The organism is Shouchella rhizosphaerae, from assembly GCF_036700015.1.
Classification (GTDB): Bacteria; Bacillota; Bacilli; order Bacillales; family Bacillaceae_D; genus Shouchella; species Shouchella rhizosphaerae.
The window spans coordinates 2986830-3010782 of the sequence record NZ_CP144921.1 but is presented as its reverse complement, the minus strand read 5'-3'; the positions used below and the strand labels follow the sequence as shown (position 1 = coordinate 3010782).

At 43.2% G+C, this 23953-nt stretch carries 24 protein-coding genes and 1 pseudogene; 3 read left to right on the top strand and 22 right to left on the bottom strand.

Going from position 1 to position 23953, the window contains the following annotated elements; genetic code table 11:
- Window positions 1-47: 47 nt before the first annotated feature.
- The 4 genes from V5G21_RS14920 to V5G21_RS14905 all read right to left on the bottom strand — a co-directional run bounded on the left by V5G21_RS14920 (window position 48) and on the right by V5G21_RS14905 (window position 3296).
- On the bottom strand, window positions 48-875 hold the full coding sequence (locus tag V5G21_RS14920) for an ABC transporter ATP-binding protein (RefSeq protein WP_011245937.1): 828 nt from the start codon (window positions 873-875) through the stop codon (window positions 48-50).
- A 16-nt stretch (window positions 876-891) separates the two neighbouring features.
- Window positions 892-1905, bottom strand: a complete 1014-nt coding sequence (locus V5G21_RS14915; RefSeq protein ID WP_338464891.1) for an iron ABC transporter permease — start codon at window positions 1903-1905, stop codon at window positions 892-894.
- Window positions 1902-2954 (bottom strand): FecCD family ABC transporter permease, encoded by a 1053-nt coding sequence (locus V5G21_RS14910; RefSeq protein ID WP_095255446.1) that lies wholly within the window; start codon window positions 2952-2954, stop codon window positions 1902-1904. Before V5G21_RS14910 ends, V5G21_RS14915 begins: the two co-directional genes overlap by 4 nt.
- 219 nt (window positions 2955-3173) lie before the next feature.
- On the bottom strand, window positions 3174-3296 hold the full coding sequence (locus V5G21_RS14905) for a hypothetical protein (RefSeq protein WP_255222624.1): 123 nt from the start codon (window positions 3294-3296) through the stop codon (window positions 3174-3176).
- Window positions 3297-3553: 257 nt separating this feature from the next.
- Between V5G21_RS14905 and V5G21_RS14900 the strand changes: the two genes are divergently transcribed.
- On the top strand, window positions 3554-3850 hold the full coding sequence (locus V5G21_RS14900; protein WP_011245934.1) for a hypothetical protein: 297 nt from the start codon (window positions 3554-3556) through the stop codon (window positions 3848-3850).
- A gap of 35 nt (window positions 3851-3885) precedes the next feature.
- On the opposite strand, the gene V5G21_RS14895 is transcribed toward V5G21_RS14900, so the two are convergent.
- A complete protein-coding gene (locus V5G21_RS14895; protein WP_011245933.1) occupies window positions 3886-4767 on the bottom strand; it encodes an aldose 1-epimerase family protein in 882 nt (293 codons plus the stop codon).
- A gap of 143 nt (window positions 4768-4910) precedes the next feature.
- On the opposite strand from V5G21_RS14895, the gene V5G21_RS14890 reads away from it, so the two are divergent.
- Complete coding sequence (locus V5G21_RS14890) at window positions 4911-7310, top strand: penicillin acylase family protein (protein ID WP_338464889.1); 2400 nt, start codon at window positions 4911-4913, stop codon at window positions 7308-7310.
- 226 nt (window positions 7311-7536) lie between these two features.
- Here V5G21_RS14890 and ade read toward each other — a convergent pair whose 3' ends face one another.
- From ade to V5G21_RS14855, 7 genes and pseudogenes are all read right to left on the bottom strand, one after another.
- On the bottom strand, window positions 7537-9267 hold the full coding sequence (ade, locus tag V5G21_RS14885) for an adenine deaminase (RefSeq protein ID WP_304527875.1): 1731 nt from the start codon (window positions 9265-9267) through the stop codon (window positions 7537-7539).
- Between the two features lie 143 nt (window positions 9268-9410).
- On the bottom strand, window positions 9411-9719 hold the full coding sequence (locus V5G21_RS14880) for a YerC/YecD family TrpR-related protein (protein WP_011245931.1): 309 nt from the start codon (window positions 9717-9719) through the stop codon (window positions 9411-9413).
- A gap of 83 nt (window positions 9720-9802) precedes the next feature.
- The gene (locus tag V5G21_RS14875) at window positions 9803-11548 is read right to left on the bottom strand and encodes an adenine deaminase C-terminal domain-containing protein (protein ID WP_095237034.1); all 1746 of its coding nucleotides are present in this window, start codon (window positions 11546-11548) and stop codon (window positions 9803-9805) included.
- Between the two features lie 303 nt (window positions 11549-11851).
- Window positions 11852-12903, bottom strand: a pseudogene (locus V5G21_RS14870) (Cfr family 23S rRNA (adenine(2503)-C(8))-methyltransferase).
- 404 nt (window positions 12904-13307) lie between these two features.
- Window positions 13308-14240, bottom strand: coding sequence for a glycine betaine ABC transporter substrate-binding protein (locus tag V5G21_RS14865; protein ID WP_011245928.1), 933 nt, complete (start codon window positions 14238-14240; stop codon window positions 13308-13310).
- Window positions 14241-14299: 59 nt separating this feature from the next.
- The gene (locus V5G21_RS14860) at window positions 14300-15136 is read right to left on the bottom strand and encodes an ABC transporter permease (protein WP_063608640.1); all 837 of its coding nucleotides are present in this window, start codon (window positions 15134-15136) and stop codon (window positions 14300-14302) included.
- Complete coding sequence (locus tag V5G21_RS14855) at window positions 15105-16322, bottom strand: quaternary amine ABC transporter ATP-binding protein (RefSeq protein WP_011245926.1); 1218 nt, start codon at window positions 16320-16322, stop codon at window positions 15105-15107. Before V5G21_RS14855 ends, V5G21_RS14860 begins: the two co-directional genes overlap by 32 nt.
- 249 nt (window positions 16323-16571) lie before the next feature.
- Between V5G21_RS14855 and V5G21_RS14850 the strand changes: the two genes are divergently transcribed.
- A complete protein-coding gene (locus V5G21_RS14850; RefSeq protein WP_063608641.1) occupies window positions 16572-17117 on the top strand; it encodes a GbsR/MarR family transcriptional regulator in 546 nt (181 codons plus the stop codon).
- A 266-nt stretch (window positions 17118-17383) separates the two neighbouring features.
- On the opposite strand, the gene V5G21_RS14845 is transcribed toward V5G21_RS14850, so the two are convergent.
- From V5G21_RS14845 to V5G21_RS14800, 10 genes are all read right to left on the bottom strand, one after another.
- Window positions 17384-18466, bottom strand: coding sequence for an AimR family lysis-lysogeny pheromone receptor (locus tag V5G21_RS14845; RefSeq protein ID WP_338464886.1), 1083 nt, complete (start codon window positions 18464-18466; stop codon window positions 17384-17386).
- 413 nt (window positions 18467-18879) lie between these two features.
- Window positions 18880-19101 (bottom strand): hypothetical protein, encoded by a 222-nt coding sequence (locus tag V5G21_RS14840; protein ID WP_063608643.1) that lies wholly within the window; start codon window positions 19099-19101, stop codon window positions 18880-18882.
- Between the two features lie 22 nt (window positions 19102-19123).
- Window positions 19124-19693 (bottom strand): hypothetical protein, encoded by a 570-nt coding sequence (locus V5G21_RS14835; protein ID WP_338464884.1) that lies wholly within the window; start codon window positions 19691-19693, stop codon window positions 19124-19126.
- A 273-nt stretch (window positions 19694-19966) separates the two neighbouring features.
- Complete coding sequence (locus tag V5G21_RS14830; RefSeq protein ID WP_063608645.1) at window positions 19967-20497, bottom strand: SMI1/KNR4 family protein; 531 nt, start codon at window positions 20495-20497, stop codon at window positions 19967-19969.
- 161 nt (window positions 20498-20658) lie between these two features.
- Complete coding sequence (locus V5G21_RS14825; protein WP_063608646.1) at window positions 20659-21312, bottom strand: hypothetical protein; 654 nt, start codon at window positions 21310-21312, stop codon at window positions 20659-20661.
- Window positions 21313-21330: 18 nt separating this feature from the next.
- Window positions 21331-21582 (bottom strand): hypothetical protein, encoded by a 252-nt coding sequence (locus tag V5G21_RS14820; protein ID WP_142299401.1) that lies wholly within the window; start codon window positions 21580-21582, stop codon window positions 21331-21333.
- 263 nt (window positions 21583-21845) lie between these two features.
- Window positions 21846-22316 (bottom strand): SMI1/KNR4 family protein, encoded by a 471-nt coding sequence (locus V5G21_RS14815; RefSeq protein ID WP_035206092.1) that lies wholly within the window; start codon window positions 22314-22316, stop codon window positions 21846-21848.
- Between the two features lie 69 nt (window positions 22317-22385).
- Complete coding sequence (locus tag V5G21_RS14810) at window positions 22386-22817, bottom strand: hypothetical protein (RefSeq protein ID WP_063608647.1); 432 nt, start codon at window positions 22815-22817, stop codon at window positions 22386-22388.
- Between the two features lies 1 nt (window position 22818).
- Window positions 22819-23226, bottom strand: coding sequence for a hypothetical protein (locus V5G21_RS14805; protein ID WP_142300146.1), 408 nt, complete (start codon window positions 23224-23226; stop codon window positions 22819-22821).
- 298 nt (window positions 23227-23524) lie between these two features.
- A complete protein-coding gene (locus V5G21_RS14800; protein ID WP_095237039.1) occupies window positions 23525-23941 on the bottom strand; it encodes an immunity 70 family protein in 417 nt (138 codons plus the stop codon).
- Between the last annotated feature and the right edge of the window lie 12 nt (window positions 23942-23953).

Here is a 23953-nt window from a genome sequence, read left to right as displayed (position 1 = left end):
TTTCTATCAGTCTGCCTGTTGTTGTGGCCAACACCAGGGAACCAGCACTATGCGAGTGCTGGTTGTCTTTCGTCCTGCTGTTGGTTTTGGTCTTTTAACAGATCATACGTCAAACACACGGGTTTGCCTGTTCGTGGATCCATGACGATGTTGGCATCAATATGGAATACATCGCGGAGCACGTCTTGGCACATTACCTCTGCTGGTGCGCCTTCTTTCATAATTTTTCCGGCGCGAATCGATACCATGTAATCGGCAAAGCGTGCTGCATGGTTTAAATCATGGATAACCATCACGATCGTCCGCTGTTGTTCTTTGTTTAGTCGCTCCAATACTTGCAACACTTCGAGTTGATGGGCCAAGTCCAAATAAGTCGTTGGCTCATCAAGCAAAAGAATATCCGTTTCTTGAGCAAGGGCCATTGCAATCCATACACGCTGGCGCTGGCCGCCAGAAAGGGCCTCGATTGGCCGGTCTGCGTATTCGCTCATATTGGTTTGTTCCAACGCCCAGTCGATCATGGAGCGGTCATGGTCCTTCAATTGGCCAAACCCGCGCTGATGAGGGTAACGCCCATATGCAACCAGTTCAGAAACGGTTAGCCCGCTTGGCGCTTCAGGAGACTGTGGCAGTACCGCCATCTTTTTGGCGATTTCTTTTGTTGACTGTTTATGAATGGACTTCCCGTCTAAATACACGGCTCCTCTGGATGCTTGAAGAATACGGGAAATCGTTTTTAAAATCGTCGATTTGCCACAGCCATTCGGCCCGACAATCGTCGTTATTTTCCCATCTGGAATTTGCAAATGCAAGTCATTGACAATCTCTCTTTTTTCATAAGCAATCGAAAGCTTTTCAGTCACTAAACGTGGCATTGGACTTCCTCCTTGTTTATCGGGTTTTCATCAACAAATATAAAAAGTATGGCGCTCCAAGAATGGCGATCACAATGCCGACTGGAATTTCCGAAGGAGCCAGGACGTTGCGTCCAATCATATCTGCAGTAAGCAAAATCAATGCCCCCATTAAGGCTGCAGCCGGGATAAGCACTTGGTGTTTCGGCCCGACGAGGCGACGGGCAATATGGGGAGCGACTAAACCTAAAAAGGAAATGCCGCCGCCGACAGCTACGGACACAGCAGCAAGGCTAACAGCTAAAACAAGAAGCGTTCGCCGTTCTTTCTCAATCGGGACGCCTAACGACACCGCGGACTGAGTGCCGATTTGTAACACATTTAGCGTTCTCGCTTTAAAAAGCGTAATCGGCATCAAAAGGAGGATCCATGGCAAGACTGCCCATACGTGGGGCCACGTCGTCCCCCAAATGCTACCTGTTAACCAAATCGTTGCCTGCATAAAATCATTCGGTTCCATCCGCAATTGGATCACGATCAGCAAGGCACTAAATGCTGCATTTAAACCAATCCCCACCAACACTAACCGCACTGGCGTAATGCCTTTTTTCCAAGCCAGTATATAAATGAGGAAAGCAGCAAGCAGTGCACCGCTTAGCGCAAATAACGGCATCACCAAAAGGTTTGCATTGCCAAGGCCCGTTAAAGAACCTTGTACAAAAAAGATAAACAAGACAACAGCGAGGCCTGCACCTGTATTGATCCCCAAAATACCTGGATCAGCCAGTTCATTTTGGGAAATGCTTTGTAAAATCGCGCCAGAAACAGCAAGACCTACACCAACCAAAAGGGCGATTGCCATTCGCGGCAAACGAAACTGAAACAACACGAGTTCATCTCGGGCAGAGCCATAGCCAAACAGCGTTTTTGCAACCGCATCGGGACTGATCCGAATCGCGCCTGTCTGTAAGCTGACTAAAAACACGATGACAATGGCCAAAAACAGAATCGCTAGCACTGCGATTGGACGATTTTTCAATGCTTGCTTCATGAAAGCCCCCTCCCTTCACGCCTTGCAAGGTAAAGGAAAAACGGTACGCCGATTAACGCGGTCATTGCACCGACCGGCGTTTCATAGGGGGCATTTACCAACCTAGCGGCTAAGTCCGCTAACACTAACAGCAATGCTCCTAATACAGCAGTGCATGGAATAATATAACGGTAATCGACGCCAACTAAGCCTCTAGTAATATGGGGGATCACTAAGCCGACAAATCCAATCGAGCCTGCGACTGCCACACCAGCGCCTGTCAATAACAAGACAGCTACCACACCGAGCGTCTTAACAAGAAAAATCCGCTGGCCAAGCCCTCGCGCTACATCTTCGCCGAGGCTAAGCACCGTCACCGACTTTGATAAAGCAAGAGCAAGGAGCAAACCGATCATGGCGACTGGCACAATCAACTTAATGTTGGTCCAATTCATACCGGATAAACCACCGGCAAACCAAAAGCTTATATCTTGGGCGACGTCAAAATGAATGGCAATGCCTGAGGAAATCGCGCTTAGAAATGCGCCGACCGTCACGCCAGCTAGCGCTAACTTGGCCGGCGTCAAGCCCCCTCGTGCCAGTGACCCGATTGCGAACACAAACGCAGCACCGGCGCCTGCGCCGATAAAAGAAGCAACCATTAAATGAAAGCCAGAGACATGCGCGGCAAAAGCAAACATAATCGCAATCGCTAACGCCGCCCCATCCATGACGCCCATAATCGACGGTTCTGCGAGGGCATTGCGCGTCATCCCTTGCATGATAGCGCCTGAGACAGCAAGAAAACTGCCGACTAGCGCCGCCCCTAAAGCCCGGGGAAGGCGGATTTCTTGGATAATTTGATGTTCGGTCAATCCGGGGTCAAAAGAGAAAACCGCCTGCCAAACGGTTTTAAAGTCAATTTGCGCTGCCCCATAAGAAATGGAAAGAACGAGCGCAAACACAAGAAACCCCAATCCAATAACGAGGACGCTTATTGCCGCTAACGGCTTAGAACGTGCCTTCGCTTTTTCTAAATCTTGTTGTGCTTCCTTAGCCTGTGTGCTCATTTCGTGTTTTTTCCCTTTAACGTTCGATCCGTCATTTTTGATGGTATTGATAATCATTATCATACCATGGACGATCAAGCGGGTAAACAAAAAAACCAGCATTTTGCTGGTTTTAGAAAACTTTTTATTCATTAAAACGGCATGCAGCCAAAAAAAGTCGAATGATTTAGCTTCCGTTCTTTGGTGTTTTCGTATTGGACAAAACGCCAAAGCCGCTAATTATATAAACAACACCTTGCAAAGGGCAATCAACCCGCCCCATAAAGGAATGCTAAGAGCAAGAGCCCAGCCTGCGCCTACAACCATATTCTCGCCAACTTCGTATTGAATATCCTCCTCCAACCTCGACGCCTCCTTTTTATCTTGCTGCTTTCAGCATAAGGGCTATGCATGTAGCCAGCATTAAGCAATCGTAAAGATTCTGTAAGCCTTATTAGCAGGAGACTTTCACTAAAGCTGGCGTCTTTTTCGAAATGTTTTAGCCTCATGTGCTACACTTACGATAGCCTGTTGGATCATACATTTCTTTTCGCTAAACAGGCTCGCTTTTCCTTCGGCTCTTTGTTGATCCATACATAATTCGATTTAGGAGGCAAATGATGTCAGCAAACAAACGAAAAGAACGGCCGTCATTCCTTATGATGGTCTATATGTGGCTCTTTATTTTGGTGGCGGTTGTCAACATTACCGGAATTGCATCAACGAAGTTATATGCAAGCATTTTTCCCTTTTTCATTGTTTCTCTCTTAAATATTTTCCTTGCTGCACTGCTCATCCTGCAAGCATTAAAAACAACGAGCAAAAGTGAACGAAGGCTTTCCATTATTTACTTGATTGGCGTTGCCGTTCTAGCGGCCGTCACGTTTTTCCGCTTTTTATTTATGCAATCAAGCTAACAGTGAAGCAATCGCGCCTCTGTTTGCGCGATTGCTCAATAAACCTTGATCTCATACGATGCTTTAAATGTTTCATTGGCACCAATTTGTTGGATGCCCTTTTTCTCCGCTAACCGCCCTGTTGTATCAACCGTATCGGCAACCCCAAACCAGGGCTCAATACAAACAAAAGGAGCGTTCGTTTTTTCTTCCGAATCATATGCTGACCAAATTCCGACATAAGGGAAACGCGGAAAGGAGACAACAATTTTCTCTTCGGGGCGTTGTTTTGGATAAAGCGCGACTTCGTCGAGATGGCTGTAGACGAGTGCGTCATGTTGAAAGAGCGAATCAGTAAGCCCGATATTTTCTAGCACTGGCACGATTTCCGGTTTTTGGACCAAACCGTTCGAAAGGGCATAACGTTCGATTTGCTTGCCTTCTGCTGCTTTAAAGGAGAGCTCATACTCTGTGAATGTTTCTTCAGAGCGAAAGGGAACCTTAAAAGCAGGGTGCCCACCGATTGAAAAATACATCTCTTCCTCATTGTCATTGACGACTTCCCAGCCTACGATGAGCGTATGTCCGTTTAACTGGTACGATAAATAAACCGTAAATTCAAAAGGATACACATCAGCAAACTGGCCTGATGACTCAAACCGGAATACAGCTTTATCGCTTTGCAAATCGTCAGTAACAAACATTTGGTCGCGCAAAAACCCATGTTGGCTCAGTTGATAAGACTTTCCGTTGTATGTATACGCGCCATCTTTTAAACGCCCAACAATTGGAAACAATACAGGTGCGATCCGCCCCCAGTACGTTGGGTCTCCGCTCCACATCACTTCCCTGCTTTGTTCTTTATGCCAAATGCTCCGAATTTCCGCCCCTTTATTTGCAATTTCAACCGTTAATTTATCATTTTCAATAATGATCATATATAGCCCTCCTATCCTTTCTCTCTTGTAGTATGACGGAATGGACTGAAAATGCAACTAGTACCGTCCTTTGCAGGATTAATCAAACTAACCTGCGAATAAAATACAATATGAAAGCGCATTCAAAAGAGGGGAGGAATTTGATGGATTCCATACCATCCACTGGCCAGGCGCCAAAAAAACGGCGGGTTCTCTTTATTTCTGGAGCAGCGATTTTGGTCATTTTGCTTGCAACCCTATTATGGGCGTACATGCAAATCAAAAAACCGCTGCCGCAAACGACAGGAGAACTCGTCGTCAATGGATTAAATGCTTCTGTCAATGTGTATCGGGATGCGCAAGGCGTTCCTCACATTGAAGCCCAATCAGACGTTGATTTATATTTTAGCCAAGGCTATGTTACTGCCCAAGACCGCTTGTTTCAAATGGATTTAAGCAGAAGGCAGGCGTCGGGACGGCTTGCTGAAGTAATGGGAGAAACCTTTGTGGACTCAGATGTTTTCTTTCGGACATTCGGCTTGCGCCGGGCCGCTGAGGCATCGGCATCTGCCTATGACGCTGAAACATACCGGTATTTAGAAGCTTACGCTGATGGCGTTAATGCTTTTATCGAATACGCCCAGGCAACTGGCACACTTCCACTTGAATTTCGTTTGGCCGGCTATGAGCCTGAACAATGGGACCCGATTGACTCGTTAACGATAGGAAAACATATGGCATACGACTTAGGCGGCAATTGGCAAAGCCAAGCGTTCCATTACTGGCTAAGCCAACATGTAAGTGAAGAAGAAGCACTCGATTTGCTTCCTAGCTATCCAGAAGAAGGGCCTGCTGTTCTTGACTTGGCACAAACGATTGACATGGACGTCGAAACAGCATTTGCCAACGTCGGCTCTAAATTGCCACACCCTTTTAACGGCAGCAACAATTGGGTGCTTTCAGGGGACCGGACAGCGACTGGCATGCCGCTGCTGGCTGATGATCCCCACTTGGGATTGGGGGCGCCTAGCATTTGGTATGAAACACACCTAACATCGCCGACTGTGAACGTTACAGGCGTGATTTTCGCTGGCGTCCCTGGCATTATTCTTGGCTCAAATGAAACGATTGCCTGGGGTGTCACCAATGTCGGCCCTGACGTACAACAGCTCTATTTTGAACAGCGCAACCCTGAAAACCAAAATGAATTTCTCTATGACGGGGAGTGGTATAAAGCCGAAGTCATCGCAGAAGAGATTAAAATTGCTGGTGAAGAGCCTTTTTACCATGACGTGGTTTTAACGAAACATGGCCCGATCCTATCCGAATATGCCCACGTAGAAGACGAGTCCGAGTATGCGTTATCTTTGCGCTGGACGGGGCACGATCCAACGACGGAACTAAAAGCTGTACTCGATTTTAACCGCGCCGATAATTGGGACCAGTTTAAGGAAGCCTTAACCCATTTTCATGCGCCCGCACAAAATTTTGTGTTTGCTAGCACGGATGGCACAATCGCGTACCGAGCCAATGGCCTGATTCCAATCCGTGCAAACGGAGATGACGCATTATTGCCAGTGCCTGGCTGGGACCCGGCTTATGAATGGGAAGGGTATATTCCTTGGGATGAGTTGCCAACAATCGTCAATCCTGAATCAGGAATCATTGCCACCGCTAATAACAAAATTGCTGGAGACGACTATCCTTACCACATTTCCCACACATGGGCCCAACCTTACCGGCAACAGCGGATTATTGAGGTGCTCGCAGCAAAAGACAACCATACTGTAACCGACATGCAAGCATTGCAAATGGACGTCGCCAATTTGCAAGCAACCAACATGCTTCCCCTTCTGACAGAAGCGTTACCGGCTGAGGGACTCCGCGCTATTGACGAGGAGGGATTAGATGTTCTCGCAGAATGGAACCAATTTGACGAGCGCGAAGAAGCTGGACCGCTATTGTTCCATTTTTGGATGGAAGAAATCGAAAATTTGTTGTTTGCCGCTAAAATTCCTGCTGAAATCAACGAGCTTTTTTACGGCCGTGCTGGTGTCGTCGATGAATTGCTAAGACGCGCAGCAACGGGTGATCCAGGTCCATGGGTCGAGGGCGCTGGCGGTTTTGAAACAGTCGTCCTTCAAAGTTACCAAGCGGCAATAGACAAAGCGGCGCGTTTACAAGGAAATGCGCCAGCAAAATGGCGTTGGGGCAACTTTCACCAAGTTGAATTTAGCCATCCAATGGCAGCAATCACACCGCTGAATTACTTATTTGATCGGGCTCCTCTTCCAGCAGACGGCAGCCATGTTACGACAATGGCGGCAAGCTACAATCGCGAAACAGGCATCGTCAACCACGGCGCCGGTTGGCGTGGCGTATTTGATTTAAGCGACATTGACCATACGTACCACATCGTCGCTCCTGGACAGTCTGGCCATGTCACAAGCGAGACATACCGCTCGCAAATGGAAGCTTGGACAGAGGGCCATTACCATACGACATCGATTCATCCGGCAACGTATAAGAACAACAGTGACAAACTCGAATTACGTCCCCAGTAACAATAGAAGGACTGGCGTTCTGGCCAGCTCTTCAGACTGCAGACAAACGCTCGCATACTTCGTCGTTTGTCTCAGTCATATGTTCATGAACACTCGTTCTATTCACATCTTCCATCCCCTGCACTCCTCGTCTGACAAGCGTTTGTGCGGTTATCGACTTTGTCGACAACCTTAAGGACTGGCGTTCTGGCCAGTCCTTAAGACAATGCTTATATACTTCGTGTTTTTATTGTTCGACAAAGGCAAACGCATTGACATCAAACAGCCCTTTTGACGTCAGTTTAAGTGCGGGGATGACAGGGAGTGCAAGGAAGGCCAACGTTAAAAACGGATCGATTTTTTCTTGGTAGCCGAGATGGACGAGTGATTGTTGTAACTCATTGAGCTGTAGTTTGACTGTTTCCGCTGAAGCGGTTGACATCAAGCCGCCCAGTTTAAGGGGCATGGCCGCAAGCACGTTGTTTCCCTTTACGACCGCCATCCCACCCCCTAAGCGAGCGACATGATGAATGGCATGGTACAAACTTTCATCATCTGCCCCTACAGCGATAAGATTGTGAGAATCATGAGCTACAGTCGCGGCAATTGCCCCCTCTGAAAAAGGAAAGCCCTTTACAATGGCGAGTCCGATATGTCCCGTCGCCTCATGGCGTTCCACGACCGCAAGCTTTAGCCATTCGCCGCCAGGTTGAAATATACCGTTTTCCGCTGGAACAGACGCCAGCACTTTTTTCGTCACAATCGAGCCGAGCGTTGTTTCAATAACAGGGGTCGAGTGAGCGTTTTTCAGTTTTAGCGTTAAGTCCTCTCGTGCAAATGGAGCAAGATGGACACTGTTCAACAATCGCTCTGGCACGGGGTAAGGAGTGCGGATCGGGCTCGTTAGTTCGCCTTTTTCGGCTACGAGCATGCCCTTTGCATACACGGCATCGACTTGAAACGTGGAAAGGTCTGACACGAACAGAAACGACGCTTCTTTTCCAGGAGCAATGGCCCCTTTATCATCAAGTTGAAAGCATTCAGCTGCATTCAAGGTTCCGATTTGGATTGCTTGGAGTGGCTCCATGCCAAGTGCAATCGCTTTGCGGACATTAAAGTCAACACTGCCTTCTTTCAGCAAGTCATCTAGATGCTTATCATCTGTCGCAAAGGCAAACCGCCGCGCATTAGCTGCTGTAACAGCTGGCAAGAGCGCCTCGATATCACGGGCAGCCGTCCCTTCACGCATCAGTACATAAAATCCACGCTGGACTCGTGCTTTGGCTTCCTCAGCGGTTACTGCTTCGTGGTCATTGTGAATGCCAGCTGTCCGATATGCATTTAATGCATCGCTATTTAGCCCTGCTGCATGGCCATCAATGGGGCGGCCCTTTGCCTTCGCCATTGCGATTTTTTCAAGCATGTCGTCATCGCCATTTAAAACTGCCGGGTAGTCCATTACTTCTCCTAGCCCGTATACGCCTTCGTTCGCAAAAAGCAAGCGTACATCTTCGGCAGAAAGGGAGGCGCCATTTTCTTCAAAAGATGCGGCAGGCACACTTGAAGGGACGGCCATTTTAATATCAAGCGGCAAGTCTTTAGCTGCTTCAACCATGTATGTCACCGCTTCTACACCAGCAACATTAGCGAGTTCATGAGGATCGGCAATCGCCGTAAGCACGCCTTTTGGCACAAGGACACCGGCAAAGTCTTCAGGGCGAACCATCGCCGATTCAATATGGACGTGGCCATCAATAAGCGGAGGGCATACGTATTTGCCTTGGGCATCAATCACTGTTTTGCCTTCTGTATAATCGCCAATGCCAACAATGTAGCCGTCTGTGATCGCAATAGAAGCTTCATAGATGGTTAACGTATAAACATCAATCAGTTTGCCGTTAATGACCAGAATATCGGCCGGCTCCTGTTTGCTTGCTGCGGCAAGCCGTTTTTTGTACGTAGCGTGATGGCGGTCCATTCTCGTTCTCCTTTTGTTTTTAACGTCTATTGTAGCCGATCTCCCCTATTTGCGCTATCAAAAAAACAAGAAAAAGAACGATCCTAAAAAGAATCGTTCTTAGCCTGTAGACAAACATGTTGCCTCGCTCATAGGAGATGGTGTTAATCTTGCGGCTCTTCCTGGGCTTCAATCCGGTCAAGCGCCATCCGATAGCTATCGTTGCCATAATTTAGACAGCGTTTAACTCGGGAAATGGTCGCTGTGCTAGCCCCAGTCTCTGTCTCAATTTTGTGGTACGTATAACCATCACGCAACATCCTAGCAACTTCTAGCCTTTGCGCAAGTGACTGAATTTCATTAATGGTGCAAAGATCGTCAAAAAACTCATACGCTTCTTCTAAATTTTTGAGAGACAAAATCGATTTAAAGAGCTGATCTAGTTCTTTGCCCCGTAATTTGTTGATCTGCAAGCAATGTCACACCTTTCGAGTATTGTGCAATCTCTACGATGCGTGTCTTTTTTAAAGTTTTAAAGCACCAAAGTAATTCTATTTTAACGCATTATCGCCGGAAATAGTATTCCTTTCTTCCGAACATCGTAGATCCCCCGTTGCGTTACCCGAATATAAGGCAAGTGCGTAGCTGAAAAAAACTGCAAACTATACATCGGATCTTCAAATTTGTAGCCCCGTTCCCGCAGGAGGCTGACAAACGACTGTTCTTCTGCCATAATGTCTTCCATTGGCGCCGCGGACATCATGCCGAGAAGAGGCAAGCGGACACGGCCGATCACTTCCTCATTCTCGACGAGAATGAGCCCGCCCCCTTGTGCTTTTAATTCATTGAACGCTTGGATCATGGCTGGAATCGATTTGCCTATCAAAATGATATCGCCTGTATACGAATAGGAACTGGCCATGCCCATTACCGCCGTGGCAAACCCTTTTAATGTAGTCGTCACAAGCCATTTGCCCTGCTTGTCGACCATCGCAAAAAACGATTCGTCATGGCCTGTCGCTAACTCCGTTGCCGCCGTTTCCAACGTCGTTTGGTAAGGCTTTAAAATGACCGCGTTTGTCATTTCAATTCCCATCGGCATCGAAAAATGGAGCTCATCTTCACCAAGACTCCAGTCGATGTGAATCGGGCCAATCCCATAGTCGCCCCACTCAAATGGCGTTGTTTCTTTTCCTTGTGGAGTGCCATTTCTTAACACCCACTGCCCTTTAGCCAAAACGCTTTTAGGCATTGGATTGTCCATGCTTTCGAGAAAGTTCAAATGGGCAATGCGGCCTGGAGCGATCATGCCGAGTTTATGGTCGATATTATAATAACGGGCGACATAATAGGTAGCCATACCGTATGCATCAACAGGATCAAGGCCGGCTTCCAGGGCGATTTTAATACATTGGTTCATTACACCATCTTTGTAGAACGACGGCGGCGAACCATCAGTCGTCATCAAACAACGCCCAAAATAATCGACGCCTAGCTCCTTCAATTCTTCAAACAAGCGAGGCAAATCAGGGCGAATCGAAGAATAGCGCAACGACACAGTGTACCCGAGGTCCAAACGACGCACAACCTCTTCACCCGTAATGGCTTCGTGGTCGCACGTCACGCCAAGAAGCGCCATTTGCGACAGCGTTTTTTCAGAAGCTCCTGGCAAATGGCCTTCAATTGGCTTCCGCAGCCTCGTTGTTTCCTGCATCCAATGCAATGTCGTGTCATCGCCTTGCAGCACTTTCGGCCATGACGTCAGTTCTCCTCCTTGCACCACCAAATGGTGTTCCAGCCATGCCTTCATTTTTGAATTGGAAAACATTTCATCTTTGATTAACTCGGTTTGTGAATCGTAGCGTGCCCACCAGTACATCGTTGTCGGCAATTCTTCCAGTTTCTCGATCAAGGAAAGCGCTTTCTTTTTTTCCAAGTTCAAAAAATAAACCAAGTTGTCATTGATTAGCGTCGTCGTCCCACGCTCAGAAGCATATTTTGCCAAACTGTATGGATTATACAGTTGAAATGGATGGGCGTGATGTTCAATATAGCCAGGAACAATGTATTCCCCTGTACAATCAACCACTTCCGCATCGCCTATCTGCTCTGGCAAACTTTTGCCGACATAAACAATTTGGTCATCCGCAATCCAAATATTTGCTTTCAGCCATCTTCTTCTGGCATGGTTTAAATACGTAGCATTTTTTAAAACGATTGTTGGCGGGCGCTCCCCTTTTACAACACTTAGATGTTCCCGCAGCCTTGTTTTCGTCCAGCGGTGAATCCGCTCCGTGCTCATCATTATCACTCATTTCATCTCGTCAATCTTAGTTTTATTTTACCATATAAAGAACAGCATTTGATTGTTAAATGTGACATTTCTTCACATCTTTTTTGCTATCGGCTATTTGTGATCCTTTGTCTACTTAACATTCAAACACACTTCTACCACTATATATCCGCCATTCTCCTTTTATGTCAATTTCTTTATTGAAAAGGAACTTTAAGACAAGCAGCTTCGTTACATAGAGCAAAAAGCCCTTGGTAGAACAAGCCAACCAAGGGCCAAGACGAGGAGCGGCTCCCTCATGCTTGAAGGAATTCACCTTTTTTTCGCCTGATACTGACCATATAATTGGCCGCAGGCGGCATCAATTTCTCTTCCAAATTGACTCCGAATCGTTACAGGAATTCGAGCTGATTTTACGACACGGTAAAAAGTTTGCAGTTTCTCTTCTATGGTTTGGCCATAGTTTTCAGGCGTACCCACAGTCGGATTGTAGCGAATCAAATTGACATGATAGAGATGGGGATAGCGATTGTTTAGAATCCGTTTAACAAGTGCTTCTGCATGTTTCTCCGAATCATTGACACCCCGAAGCATGACATAAGCAATATATACTTTTCTCCCTGTCTCGTGAATATGCTGATCCAATACATTCATTACCTGGTCTAACGGGTACTTGTTGTTAATCGGCATCAACTCGCTGCGCTGATCATGAAAAGGAGAGTGCAGTGAAAACGTTAGGTTCATCTGAGGAAAGCTGCTAGTCATTCTTTGGATGTTTGGTATGATGCCAACCGTAGAGACCGTTATTCTTCTAGGACTTAATGCAAATAGTTGCCGATCGACAAGCACATTCAAAGCATCAAATATCCTTACATTGGCTAGCGCTTCGCCCATGCCCATAAAAGAGACACTATCTAAGGAATGCCCCTTCAGATAAAAATAGAGCAACTGGTCTGTCATCTCGTCTGCTGATAAGTTTTGTTTTAACCCAATGGCTCCTGTCGAACAAAACGTACACCCTAACCCACAGCCACATTGAGAAGAAATGCAAAACGACTCCCACCCTGCTTCATAATGCATTCTTACGGCTTCCACTTGATTGTTTCCCGCTACTTTTAGCAACACTTTAGTGACTTGTTGAGACGTTGTTTCTAGCACCGGCTCTACTGTAAGGATGGAAGGACCAAATTCGTTTATGAGCGATTCTCTCAGTGCTTTTGCAATGTGGTCATTTTATTAAACGCACCAATACGATGTTTGAAAATCGCTTCAGTAATCTGTTTATACCGGTACGTTGGTTCATTTAAAGCATTCAAAAAATGTTTTAATCGTTCGTATTTTGTCGCATGATTGACAACTTTCATTTTGTACGCGCCTCCTAATAGATAAAATTTCAATATTAGGAGGCTTTTTCATGTACGGGCACCGCTTGTTTCATGCTTCACCTACTTTCATGCATAGAAAAAGACACCGATTTAGAAACCGGTGTCTCATTCCATCGCTCGATATAACAAAGAAGCTTTTTTATAGAGCCCATTCATCTTAACCCTGTATGAAAATGAATAGCACTCCACATCGCTACTTTCTTAATTTAGAAGACACGATACTTCCGGTCACTGTTTTTATGGTATGAAGTTTATTTATCCCATCATTCATAAAAACAGTAGCCATTGTATGTTGCCTCCTTTCATTCGTTAGAAGCATAATAACATGTTATCTGTTAATCTGCCACCACTTTTTGTTCGTTCATTTCACTTTGTTTCGTCCATTATTCAGCTTTCAAATCTTCAATCGAATCAATATCCATATAACTTGGCACTGCGAGGCCGATGCGTGGCTCGCCATCAAGGTTGACACCTAAATCGTCGACTTTGCTTTCATCGAAGAAGCTGCCGTGTGTAATTGGCAACCATGCAGCCACACTTGCATCTTGGTCGCCAGATTCAAGCGATTTCCACATTGGCCCGTTTTCAACAACACTCAGTTCTACGTCATAGCCAACTTGCTCAAGAGCAAGGGCAAGCACATTGGAAGAAGCTACTTCTGAATCCCAGTTTACGAGCACAAGGGAGAATGATTCTCCATCGACTGTATCAACGCCGTCAATCCATTCATCGACTTTTTCTTGGTTGTTATCAACCCACTCTTGAGCAGCTTCTGCTGGATCAGCGCCTTCATGCACAGCGAGCATTACTTCGTTCATGTCATCTTCGCTCCAGAAGAAATTATCAACGACTTGATAGCCTTCAGGCTTCTCGCTTTCCAAACCTTGGCGAGCAATCGTATGAATCTCTTCTGTACCGCCAAATGAACCTTCTGGATCATCCAAGTATTTCAAGTCATAGGCAGCAAATTTCCAATGTGGATTCCATGCCGTTACAACGATGGGCTCGTGTTTTTGGATGGCCGTATCCAACGCTTGTGCCATCGAAGAGGAACTAGATGTTTGCAAAGTCAAGTTTGTCAAATCATAGTCCTCAATCGCCCGCTCTGCTGCTTGGGAAACGCCTGCGCCTGGGTCAATCCCCGTAATGACCGATAAATCTTTTTGAATATCTTCTTTGGAAATCATGCCTTCATCCGTAGAGCCAACTGGCTTAGAGTCTGAACCGTTGCCGTTGTCATCCCCATTCCCGCAAGCTGCAAGTGTTACGGCAAGGGCCAATCCTGTCGCTGTCATCGTAACGTGTTTTACATTCATTTCATTACCCCCTGAATTTAAATCTATAGTGAAAAGAGCGGTTGCCGCTCTTTTGCCACTTATTCGCTTTGTTTTTTGTTAAAACTTTGCGTTAAACGGTCGAGAATAATCGCCAATATGACAATTGCAATACCACCTTCAAAGCCATTGCCAATGTTATTTTGTCCAACTGCGCTGTAAACAACCTGGCCAATTCCAGTTGCCCCGATCATGGCCGCGATCACAACCATAGAAAGGGCAAGCATGGTACTTTGGTTAATCCCAGCCATGATCGTTCCCCGAGCCATTGGCAGTTGCACTTTAAATAGTTTTTGCGTGCCTGTTGAACCGAATGCGTCTGCTGCTTCTATTAATTCCGTTGAAACTTGGCGAATACCGAGGTTTGTCATGCGGACCGTCGGCGGCATGGCAAATATGACAGAAGCGACAACGCCAGGAACCATGCCGATGCCGAAGAAAGCAACAGCTGGAATCAAATAAACAAATGCAGGCATCGTCTGCATAAAATCAAGTACTGGTTTGATAATGGCTTCTGTACGGTCGTTTTTCGCCATTAAAATGCCAACTGGAACACCGATGACGACAGAAATCAGACAAGCCGTCAAGACGAGTGCCAACGTATCAAGCATGCCGTTCCAAAAACCAAGGCTGTCAATTAACAACAGGCCGAGGATTACAAAAAGGGTCAAGCCCCATTTGCGGTTTGTCCAATACGTGAGCGCCGCAATAATGAGAACAAACAACCAGCTTGGCGGCAAGGCGATGATCCAGTAAATCCCGTCCATGACCTTTTCAATCGTAAAATCAATACCATTAAAAAACCAAGCAGCATGCTGCAGCCATTCTACAAACGCTTCAACCCAACTACCTAGTTCCAGACGGGGTAGAAAATCCATTAAAATCAACCTCACTTCCCGATAACGCTCCAAGAACGGCGCTTCTTACAATAATGCCTTGTAGCTTGTTGCCTTTAATGACAACAAGAGGCACGGAACTGCTCGCAAGCTCCTCCATCAATTCATTAATTGGCGTGTCCATTTCGACTTTCGGCACATCTGTTACAATAATGCTGTCAATGCTATTAATATTTTGCTTGATTAACTCCGAAACATCGCTCGCATGGACGATTCCAACTAGCTCCCTATTCCGTTTCGTTACATAAATGCTAGAAATTTTCGCATCGCGCATCCGTTGCAAGGCAACACGCGGTCCGTCTTTTTCCAAATTAATCGTTTCTGGACGGATCATGACATTTTCCGCTGTAAATACTTTTGAGCGGTCCACATCCTCCACAAACCGCTCAACATAATCATTTTCCGGTTGTGTGAGAATTTCTTCAGGCGTGCCAATTTGCACGACCGAACCGTCTTTCATAATCATGATGCGATCTCCGATACGGAGCGCCTCATCCAAGTCATGGGTAATAAAAATGATCGTTTTGTTCATCGTTTCTTGCAAATCTAATAATTCGTCTTGCATATCTTTCCGAATGAGCGGATCAAGCGCAGAGAACGCTTCGTCCATTAACAGGACATCCGGATCATTGGCAAGGGCACGTGCAAGCCCTACACGTTGCTGCATTCCGCCAGAAAGTTGCGAAGGATAACTATTTTCGTATCCTTTTAAGCCAACAAGTTCAAGCGACGATATCGCTTTTTCACGGCGCACCTGCTTCTCAATGCCTTGCACTTCAAGGCCATACTCCACGTTTTCAATCAACGTCCTTGTTGGAAACAAGCCAAACTTTTGGAAGACCATGCTCATCTTTTTGCGCCTAACTTCCCGAAGGCTTTTCCCATCCATCTTAGCGAGGTCCTCACCGTCAATCCAAACACTTCCTGATGTCGGTTCAATCAAACGGTTCAGCAGCCGCACAATCGTTGACTTACCGCTGCCGGAAAGCCCCATAATAACAAAAATTTCACCGTCTTCGACTTCAAAACTTGCTTGGTTAACACCAACCGTGTGGCCAGTTTCTTTTAATATGTCCGCTTTGGATTTTCCTTGTGCCAACATGTCCAGAGCCCGTTTCGGTTTTTTCCCAAATACTTTTGTCAAGCCCTCAACCCTAATTTTTGACAAGTTTTCCACCTCTTCACTTCAGTCGTGCTGCTTTAGACCTTGTAACTATACCTTATTTACAATTTTTTAATCAAACATGATATATCATTCTTTTAGTCGATATTTTTCATACAGTTTAAACTGTACGAAAGCAATGGTCGGTTTCCTTCTATTTGCTCGCAGATGCTGGCAGATGCTGTACTTTGTCATGCTATCACCTGTTTTTGAACTTTGTTACACTCTCTATAAGCAGGCCACTGGAGGAATGACATGGAGAAGGCAAACGAGCATAGCAACGGCGTTGACCAGCAACTTCAGGAAATCAGAGAACAGTTTATCCATGAGCTTTCGACCAATTTTCATCTATATGGCATTAACGAATCAGTCGGTCGTCTTTATGGTACGCTATTATTTGAAAACGATACTTTAACGCTTGATGAAATGAGCCGGCGCCTAGGGATGAGCAAAACAAGCATGAGCACTGGCATTAGACAGCTTGTTGATGCCAATATGGCGCGGAAAGTGTGGAAGAAAGGCGTCCGCAAAGACCTTTATATTGGAGAAGAAGATTGGTACGCTTCTTTTATCGCGATTTTTTCGAAAAAATGGCGCCAAGGAATCGAAAACAACAAAAAAGCAAGCGTGCAAATGGAAAAACGCTTGCTTGCATTACAGAAAGAAACCCCCGAACAAGCAGAAGTCATCGCTTCCGACTTAAAAAAAATCGCCCATGCCAAAGCATATTACGACTGGCTCGACCGCTTTATCGACTTTTTAGAGAGTGGCGAGATTTTTGAGCATTTGGAGAAGAACTAATCGAAAGCCCGCCTTCACACTTGTTCCATACTAAGCAAAGGCGGGTTTAGGTCTTAACTTAAAAATTTGATTGATTTAATTGCAAAAAATGATTACATAGAAACTTGCATAGTTATATTCAAGGAGAGGGTATAATAACTAAACCTCCTCCACCCATAGCCCCTACTCCAAAAAGGATCAGAAGAAAACAGTAGGGATTTCTTAAAATGAATGCACCCGTTTTTGCTAATTTACAGTTAATTCTTTTCATTTGTATCCCCCATCTCTCAAACTAATTGATTGATCTTCTTCTTTACCAATTCAACCATATAAAAATCGTTTTTAGTGAAACCTTCCATTGCATCTAAAAGCAGCGGCACGCTTTTTTGGGCTAGACCTTTATAATAAATTAGAAAAGGTGTCATTTCTCCCTTATCTTCTAAATTTTTTATTACTGTTAATGCCCGCTGTATATCGCCCCTTACTAAGTATTGATGTGCTTGTTCTTCGGGTTTAACATTCGTTAAGTCAAATACTTCTCCCATTGCATTGCGCATAAAAGGGACGTACTCACTAACCAACATTTCATTGTATTTAGCAGCTTTAGCTCTTTTTGCAAACATCACTGCTCGTTGCCCATATTCAGCACAGAGCTTGTTCTCTTTATTAACCATAACCAAAGCTAAACCGTGGTTTGCAGAACACATAAAAATATCTGGTGTTGTTTCATTGACGAGAACAGCTAAAAAGTTTCTTTCTGCAGACTCAATGTCACCTTCTCGATAAAGATTGATGCTACCTAACAATAAAGAAAGGCGACTAGCTAGAACGGTTTTCATAAAACTAGGCTGAAGCTGAGCAAATAAGGTCTTGGAGCGGCTTTCTAGTAACTTGCTACTGTTGATAATCCCCATTTTGTATAAGTTATTAAACTCAATAAATTCTAAGCGGATGCGAACCAATGGATTATTCGTGTAAGCAAACAAAGTTCTAGCAGACTCGAACATTTGCTCTTCATTCTCTTTCCCTTGCAAAAAATTATATATCAGTTCGTATACTAGAATCCACTCTCTTAATAATTCATCCTCTTTATGGGTATGTATCAATCTCTCCAACATATCTAATTGATAATAACTCGCCGCATACTCAAACGCGTCCCGGACATGCTGCAGCTTCTTTGCCGATGCCGCATATACATTCATAAGGGGAATGTACTCGTCAGGCATTAAGTGTTTTGCAATAAGGAGCACTTCTTCAAACGAGTACTCATCACTATTTGCTAGTTCTTTCATGCGTATTTCGTTTAATAAAGGATCGGACCACCCTTTTTGGCGCAAAAGTGTGCCAGCTTTTTCTTTTACTTCAAGCAATGTTTATCCCTTCTCCCGAAATAAAGTTCCATACTAGTGCTATCCTAGTACTTTAGAACGAATAAGACAACAGGCATGGCAATTTTCCCAATATGCTTTTTGTTAAAAACTGGTGTAGAAGGGAGTATCGGTGGGTGGTTGGGAAAACGTACTAAAGCCCTCTTTTATGCTAGTTGTGTATGGGAATTCATTATAAATGATGGTAGTGCTGTCGTTGTGAAGCTTCTAGGCAAGCTCAATATTGTGTAAAAAAGAGGAAATAAAATGGATTAGCCAAATGAAAAAATGGATATACACAACAAAATCCCAACCACTTAGATTACCTTTTCTTGTAAGGTAAAAAGCGGTTTATTCAGTACTAGGCCTCACAAAAAAACCTTGAAAGGCATAAAACCAATCAAGGTATACAGCATCTATATCTCAATTTCTTTCCATAACTCTTGAATACTTTTCCCATCTATTCGTCCATCCACAAACAATTCATTTGATGTTTTAAAGGATTGAGAATAGCTATCTCTAACTCTTGTTAAATAGTACCCATCTTCATTTCTGCTAATCCAAAAACTTTGATTTCGATAGTAGAATTGAAACTCCTCTCCCATCGCTACTCTTTGTTTTAATTCTTCATAATCCATAGTATCACTCCTAGATTATCTATTAAACGTACCAAGCAGGATTTGGAACCGATGTTGTAGTTGAATGATTTGCAGTGGGTGTAACATCAATTGTCTTACCTTTATTCGATTTCACTGTTTGCTTAGGAATTCTCCCCGCACCCTTCCCCCCAGTCTTCACCTTCCTCGCTTTCGACAAGTCATATACTACTTCTCCCACTTTCGCTGGCTTCACTAAAATAAACGTCGTTGCCAGGGCTTTCTCCCTAAGCGAAGCTTCTGGGGCGGCGAGCGTGATGAAGTCACCGAAGAAAAAGTCGACCACTCCAGCAACAATGGGATTTTCATTCAACCGCTCCTCTTTCGGAGGGTTGTTCTCGAGGTACGTGTTGATAGCTGCGACTTCTTGAGCCGTAAACATATATCCTAGTGTGGTGACTACTTGCGACGTGTCCATTTGAATCGCTTGGCTACGGAGCTGGGCTTGGTACCATTGGTATTGGATCGGAACCAGCTGTTTCAGTTGCCGCGTCAGGATTGCCGGCGAGACGTCGCGTTTGCGGGCAAAGTCGATAGGCGCGCAAATAACGGGAATACGCCGGGATAACGGCATGGGTTGCTCCCATCGCTGGCGCTCGGCACGCTTGTAGCGCCTGTTCATTGCTTAGGATGGCACTGACAGGAGAAGAGTTTAAATTCTGACTTTTCTACTCAAGAATAGTAAAAATCGTTTACTCATTTTTACATTTCTCGTTCTTCTTAGTTGATTTGATTATACCTGGTTCGTTGTAATAGAAAACAAAAACCCGAGAAACGAACTTTTTAAAGTGGCCATTCTTCGGGGGCAGTTCATTATAGCGAATCAAGTTTTTCTAAGTATTGCACGTTAATCTTTATCACTTTTTAATTCTTTTAGAAAATCAGGATCAATCCACACGTCTTCAACTTTGTAATCATCTAAAGCATCTTCATGGCCATATGGTTTCATAAAACTTAAAAATTCTTCAAAACTGCTCGCAACTTTAAAACAAGAATTAGCAGGCAAGAAATCTTTATTCATAAGTTCAGTATCATGGTCCCATAAACTTATTATCCCGTTATCAATATTTAAACAAACTATATTACCTCCCTCTGCCCTACATATAGGTATATTCCTACTTGGTATCCGTTCTTTATAAGTTTCATATTGTGACCTTAAGTCATTTATTTTCATGGTATTAATACCAAAAAAATCGGTAACAGAAAATGACTTTATTTCTTCATTTTTAAGTTCAACAATATTCACTTCCGGAGCGCCACCATTATTTTTTTCTAGGAATTTTTTATATTCAATTGGCAAACTTGCCCCTAGTTCTTTTTGAAAATGGTTGAACTCTCTCTCATTAAACTTTGCAGTACTTGGTTTTATCTCAATCATTATTTACACCTCTTTCAAATAACTTTTCCCTTACGGCGCTAATCCTTTTCTTATCTTTGTTAAAACATCATATTGAGCTTACAAGTATCTCTCTATTGTCTAAGTATGACACTCCGTACTCTAACCAAAAGACGGCTATCATTCGATAGCCGCTACTATTGTTAAATTGGTAAACAATATCCACTACCTAAGTGAATATATAAAACATCTTCCTGATCTTTTTTAAAAACCTCCCACTCCTCATGTACTCCATTATCAAGATAAGCAATAAAACATTCCCAATTGTCTCCTTCTTCTATTAGCCTATCTTTATTTAATACCCAATTATTTTGAATAAGATTATTAAAAGTTGTATCCTGGTGTTCTAAACTTGTAGAGAGTGCAAGGATATTCTTTTTAACTGATTGAATTAGACTTGATGTATCATCAATTCGTTCTGCCCCTCTAGCTCCCATCATCCATATGAGTTTTAATTCATCTGAACGTATATTCTTTATAATTTCTAAATCATTTTCTGCCCTATATTTTAAAAATGTCCATAATTCTACAAACTGCCTCAAAGTAAAAACAATCGTTTTGTATCTATAATCTGAGTCCAATGGAAGTTTTGGTATCCATACTACATGGTCACCAAATTTTCTAGCGAGTACCGAATAAGTATTACTCGTACCGTAGTTTAGTTTTAGTTCTAAATCACCTGTTATTGAAGTTATTAAGTTATCTGTATATCCCTCATATATTATTTGTGAGTCATACTTAAGATTTAACATTTCATCTGTAAATTCTCCATAAGTCTTAAAATCAAGCTTTTTCAAGTACTTTCAACCTCCTATTTATGGAGTAACTTGGGATGGCAACTCCCAACGGTTAGAATACCGTTTCCAATCGCTCTGTGGAATAAACGAACGATGGGTTACTATCTCATTTTTAATTGTTATATGATAGACACCTTGTTGACCGTTGATCGTTCCTGTGTGTAAATATTCTGCACGTCCATCTGGTCTAACAACTGATGGCTTGTTAGATAAAATCGTTTTGTCAAAAGACATAGGAAAATTATGATGTGTACCCGTATCTTCTTTCATCCTTTTAAAAGCTTCAGGTAAATATAGTAGGTCGTATTAAAACCCTTGCCACACATTGAGCGTCCCAACTATGGTTATTTGCTTAACAAAATCCAAGAGTAAATAGGGCATACGTTTTAAAGACGTTGTACGTACTATAAAATTAAAGGGACTATAAGGGGATCTTCTAATCTGATAATAATAAGCGGTTCATTCGGCACTAGGTAGCCCCTAAAAAAAGAAAACCTTGAAAGGTATAAAACCAATCAAGATTTTTTCAAATTCTATACTTCTTGCTTAACCAAATCTAATAAAAAATCACCAAAGTCGTTAGCAATTATTTCATATGTTTGACTCTCTAAGTCTACTCCAGGTACAAGAGATACTACTTTCGGCTCTCCATTATCATCACGTTGATTAAAGTCTAAACAAAATAGTTCGTCACTCCCAGTATCATATATGACTAAAAGGTTATCTGGTAGACGAATTTCCTTTCGTTCTGTTAGAGTGTACCATATCGCATCTGGAACTGATGAATTTTCGAAATCAGCATCAATAATTCCGTAAATTTCTTGTGCTCCGAAATTACCTGCTCCAAATGTCTTTAAATAATCTAAATATAAACCAGTAAACTTTAACCCTAATTTTTCTTCAGCCAAACTAATTAATTCATCTGTTCGTTCACCCACAAAATCAGCAATCTCTTCTTCATTCATAATAATTTCCTTTGCTTTTTGATAAGTCTCTACACTCATTTCCATCCTCCTTTACATTAAATAAAAACCTTGAAAAGCATTTAGCCAATCAAGGTTTCATAGGTATTCCTACCAATTTCCTCTTTCAAAATCTTCGTTATCAAGTTCTTTGACATATACTGAAATCCATAATACCGTGTGTTCTACAGGGTCTGTTTCAATAAATATTCCTTTTGGACTACAGTACACTTCTTCAAAATCATCATACTCAAAGCTTGGCTCTATCGTTAGCACATCGTCAATGTGCATTCCAATATGGATGTTGTCAAACAGTTTACCCTTATAATCTTTTAAAGCTGTTATTTTCCATAATCGCCCATTTAGTATACTAAACCACAAGTAAACTTGATTTTCAATTTCATATCTAACATCAAACATTCCTACTGTTAAAATTTTAGGTCTTGATTTATTAATATACTCATAAAAGTCTTTTAAATGACTATATAGTTCTATATTCCCCATACCTTTCCAAGGAATAATAGGTGCATTTAGATCAACCAATTTATTTCCCCCCTGTGAAGATAATCGTTGCTTTCTCTGCTCCATCAGTTAAATAATTATTTGGACTTCCATCCACAACCTTAATAATACCTTGGTCACTCGTACTTATTTTTACATACGGGTTATTCCCATGTCTTCCTCCACCCGGTGATACTTGAACTTGAGTAATATTTCGACCACTACCGAGATTATTTATCTTAATAATTTCAGCTCCTGAAGATGACCTTTTTGATTTTTCTATTACTATATCATATCCATTATCTCTTAACATTTGGGCTATCTCATCCGTTGATTTACCCTTAAATACGTTAGGGTTGGATTTTATCGCATTAACAGTTACTCTACCTTGCGATGATATAACATTACCCGTGCCCTTCCCCCCCGTCTTCACCTTCCTCGCTTTCGACAAGTCATATACTACTCCTCCCACTTTCGCTGGCTTCACTAAGATAAACGTCGTTGCCAAGGCTTTCGAAGCTTCTGGGTCGGTTAGCTCGGCACTCCACCCATAAAAAATACCCTAAGGAGGGTAATCACCCTTAAGGTATTTATCCATTTATTAGTTATGTCGAATTCGTACTAAAGAATTGGTTAGAACATCGTGTAGGGCTTACAAGGTTTAAGTCTATTATCTGAATAAAAATTGTTTTATTCGGCACTCCGTATCGTAAAAAAACCATGGGATAGTATCCCATGGTTAAGAAAAATTATAGTTTGTGAATTTTTAAATCACATTTATCTTCTTCTGCTACGTCAATTGCTGTACGTAGTACTTCAAAAAATGTTTTCCCATCAGCTGTTGCAAAATAATTCGCTAGACTAGTTACTTTTGGACTTATTTTATCCCCCCACGGTGGTTTTTGTGATAAGTCATCAATATCCCATATAACTTGTTCCGGCGTGTGTTTTGATAATTCCTGTTCAATTTCAATTAAATTAGCTTTTACAACAGAAACATCATTCCAGTTTAGTTTGTCATTATACAACTCATTCATAATTAAAGGATATTTTGTACCCCATCCTTCTTTTTCTAAATGATAGGAGATTGTTGAAAAAAATGAATGTACAAAATCGCTATGACCTAATTCGTAATAAAAACAATCTACTAATATTCCTACCGCCATCTAACTTTCACC

Coding starts and splice junctions, on each gene's coding strand:
- V5G21_RS14920 (WP_011245937.1), bottom strand. CDS start 875: ATGCCACGTTTAGTGACTGAAAAGCTTTCGATTGCTTATGAAAAAAGA.
- V5G21_RS14915 (WP_338464891.1), bottom strand. CDS start 1,905: ATGAAGCAAGCATTGAAAAATCGTCCAATCGCAGTGCTAGCGATTCTG.
- V5G21_RS14910 (WP_095255446.1), bottom strand. CDS start 2,954: ATGAGCACACAGGCTAAGGAAGCACAACAAGATTTAGAAAAAGCGAAG.
- V5G21_RS14900 (WP_011245934.1), top strand. CDS start 3,554: ATGTCAGCAAACAAACGAAAAGAACGGCCGTCATTCCTTATGATGGTC.
- V5G21_RS14895 (WP_011245933.1), bottom strand. CDS start 4,767: ATGATCATTATTGAAAATGATAAATTAACGGTTGAAATTGCAAATAAA.
- V5G21_RS14890 (WP_338464889.1), top strand. CDS start 4,911: ATGGATTCCATACCATCCACTGGCCAGGCGCCAAAAAAACGGCGGGTT.
- ade (WP_304527875.1), bottom strand. CDS start 9,267: ATGGACCGCCATCACGCTACGTACAAAAAACGGCTTGCCGCAGCAAGC.
- V5G21_RS14875 (WP_095237034.1), bottom strand. CDS start 11,548: ATGAGCACGGAGCGGATTCACCGCTGGACGAAAACAAGGCTGCGGGAA.
- V5G21_RS14865 (WP_011245928.1), bottom strand. CDS start 14,240: ATGAATGTAAAACACGTTACGATGACAGCGACAGGATTGGCCCTTGCC.
- V5G21_RS14860 (WP_063608640.1), bottom strand. CDS start 15,136: ATGGATTTTCTACCCCGTCTGGAACTAGGTAGTTGGGTTGAAGCGTTT.
- V5G21_RS14850 (WP_063608641.1), top strand. CDS start 16,572: ATGGAGAAGGCAAACGAGCATAGCAACGGCGTTGACCAGCAACTTCAG.
- V5G21_RS14840 (WP_063608643.1), bottom strand. CDS start 19,101: ATGGATTATGAAGAATTAAAACAAAGAGTAGCGATGGGAGAGGAGTTT.
- V5G21_RS14835 (WP_338464884.1), bottom strand. CDS start 19,693: ATGCCGTTATCCCGGCGTATTCCCGTTATTTGCGCGCCTATCGACTTT.
- V5G21_RS14830 (WP_063608645.1), bottom strand. CDS start 20,497: ATGATTGAGATAAAACCAAGTACTGCAAAGTTTAATGAGAGAGAGTTC.
- V5G21_RS14820 (WP_142299401.1), bottom strand. CDS start 21,582: ATGAAAGAAGATACGGGTACACATCATAATTTTCCTATGTCTTTTGAC.
- V5G21_RS14815 (WP_035206092.1), bottom strand. CDS start 22,316: ATGAGTGTAGAGACTTATCAAAAAGCAAAGGAAATTATTATGAATGAA.
- V5G21_RS14800 (WP_095237039.1), bottom strand. CDS start 23,941: ATGGCGGTAGGAATATTAGTAGATTGTTTTTATTACGAATTAGGTCAT.